The sequence below is a fragment of the Terrabacter sp. 2YAF2 genome, assembly GCF_052114705.1.
In the GTDB taxonomy this organism is placed as follows: Bacteria; Actinomycetota; Actinomycetes; order Actinomycetales; family Dermatophilaceae; genus Terrabacter.
In genome coordinates this window covers 1-1835 of the sequence record NZ_JBFRFG010000046.1, presented here as the reverse complement: position 1 = coordinate 1835, position 1835 = coordinate 1, and the positions used below count along the sequence as shown (strand labels likewise).

2 protein-coding genes are annotated in these 1835 nt (G+C 67.2%); both read right to left on the bottom strand.

Features of this window, described 5'->3' with window-relative positions:
* Positions 1–447 precede the first annotated feature (447 nt).
* Positions 448–813, bottom strand: coding sequence for a large conductance mechanosensitive channel protein MscL (mscL, locus tag AB4030_RS22325; protein ID WP_442281394.1), 366 nt, complete (start codon positions 811–813; stop codon positions 448–450).
* Between the two features lie 137 nt (positions 814–950).
* Positions 951–1157, bottom strand: a complete 207-nt coding sequence (locus AB4030_RS22320) for a hypothetical protein (RefSeq protein WP_442281393.1) — start codon at positions 1155–1157, stop codon at positions 951–953.
* Positions 1158–1835: the final 678 nt, after the last annotated feature.

The following is a 1835-nucleotide window of genomic DNA, read 5'->3' as shown; positions in this document are numbered from 1 at the left end:
GCCGCGTCGGAGGCCTGCTCCATGATCGTCGACGAGGCAGTGGTCCATGTGTTCCGCAGCGGTGGAGAGCCTGCCGTGCAGGAGTTCCTGGCAGACCTTGAGGCCCGCGCCGAGGAGTGAGGCCCCGTGCCGGCCGGGCAGACGCCACATGTGCGTTCGGGGCCTTCTGAGGCACCGGCCGAGTCGGGCAGGACCCCCAAAGCCGTTCCCAGCGGGTGCTAGCACGAACGGCACAGCCGCCTCCACCTATACCGGGGGCAGTGCCCTACGCCGTCGCGATGCCGCGAACTCGCCCCTCCCGGCGCAGAGCTAGAGGGCCACCAGGTCCCGGCGACGCCTGAGAAGTCCATAGCAATAGGCACATTGCCCCCGCCGCAGGACGGACCGTCAAGTGCCGATGCCGAGCTCCTGACGGCTCGGCACCGGCGTGATTGACGTGGTCGCTGGTCAGCGGACCTGGAGCGAGTCGCGAATCTGGGTCAGCAGCAGGACTTCCTCCGTGGGTGCCTCGGTGGGCGGCTCCGCGCCGCGGGCGCGGCGTTCGGCCAGCTTGTTCATCGGCAGCACGACCATGAGGTACACCGCGGCGGCGACGATCAGGAAGCTGATGAGCACGGTGATGAAGGCGCCGACGTGGACCCCGCCGGGGACCCAGTTGGAGAAGTCCGGGGTGCCACCGACCTTGCCGATGAGGTCCATGATGATCGTCACGAATGCCTCGATGACCTTGCCGAAGGCGATGCCGATGACGATGGCAACGGCCAGGTCGATGACGTTGCCGCGCAAGATGAACTCTTTGAAGCCTTTGAGCATGGTTCTCTCGTTCCTCTTGAAAGGAGTGCGGCGCCGCGGCGTGGACACGCCGAGCGATGCGTCACCGCCGGGACATTGCGGCCCCGTTCGAGGGTGATGCGCGGTGGCGCGAAGAGGAGAGGCCGCTCGCTCGTGGTCTACTCGGCCAGCTTGGCGATGGCCTGCGCCCACAGGAAGAACTTGTTCGTCCCGAGGTCACGAACCGTCTTGATGTTGAAGGCGGCCTTCAGGTGCTCCGCGTCCGCGGCGCTGACCCCCTGCAGCGCGTCCACTGGCGCGTCGGCCAGCTCACTCACCGAGGAAGCCTCGAACGCCTTGTCGACCTTGCCGGCGATGTCGCCCATGATCACTCCTGCGTGTCAGTGCCCGCCGTTATGGCGCGCCATGGTGCAGATGTACCACCGAGACGCGGTGGCCCGCACCCGGAACGCGACAACAGTCAGTGACTCGTCAGGCCGCCGCCTACACCATCCGTTCCCACAAGCGAGGGCTACGGTGCGGTGGCTCACCCGGGTTGGGACGAGGATCTGCCGTGAGTACATGACGGCTGCCCTAGATCGGTCATGCAAGTTCGGCGGGGTCGAGTTCCGGTCTGGCACCGTGCAGCCGCGGCGTGAGGGAGCACTCCCGGCGGCTGAGGCGTCGGCGGACCTCGGCGCCGGGGGCCGCCACGCAGCTGCATCCGCAGCGGGGCGAGCGGGCCGAACTCGTCGGCGACCTGCTGGGTGTCTGCTGGATGTTGCGGCCATTGTGGTCGAGCAACAGCGAAGAGGAGCGGCAGCGGGCTCGACGGAACCGGGCGAAGATGCGCTGGTTCTCGTCCGAGTCGACATTCAGGGCGCCCCTCGTCCTAGCCACGCATCGCCTACCAAATAACTGGCTCTTCACAATCGACGGTGTAAGGCACGGTGCGGTGGTYGGCGCGTCGGTGACTGGATAGGGGTCGAGGTCTCCCGAGGATGAAGGTTCCTACACGCCTCATCCGGAAGACCTCGACGTGCCTGACGCTACCGCGCCGGCGG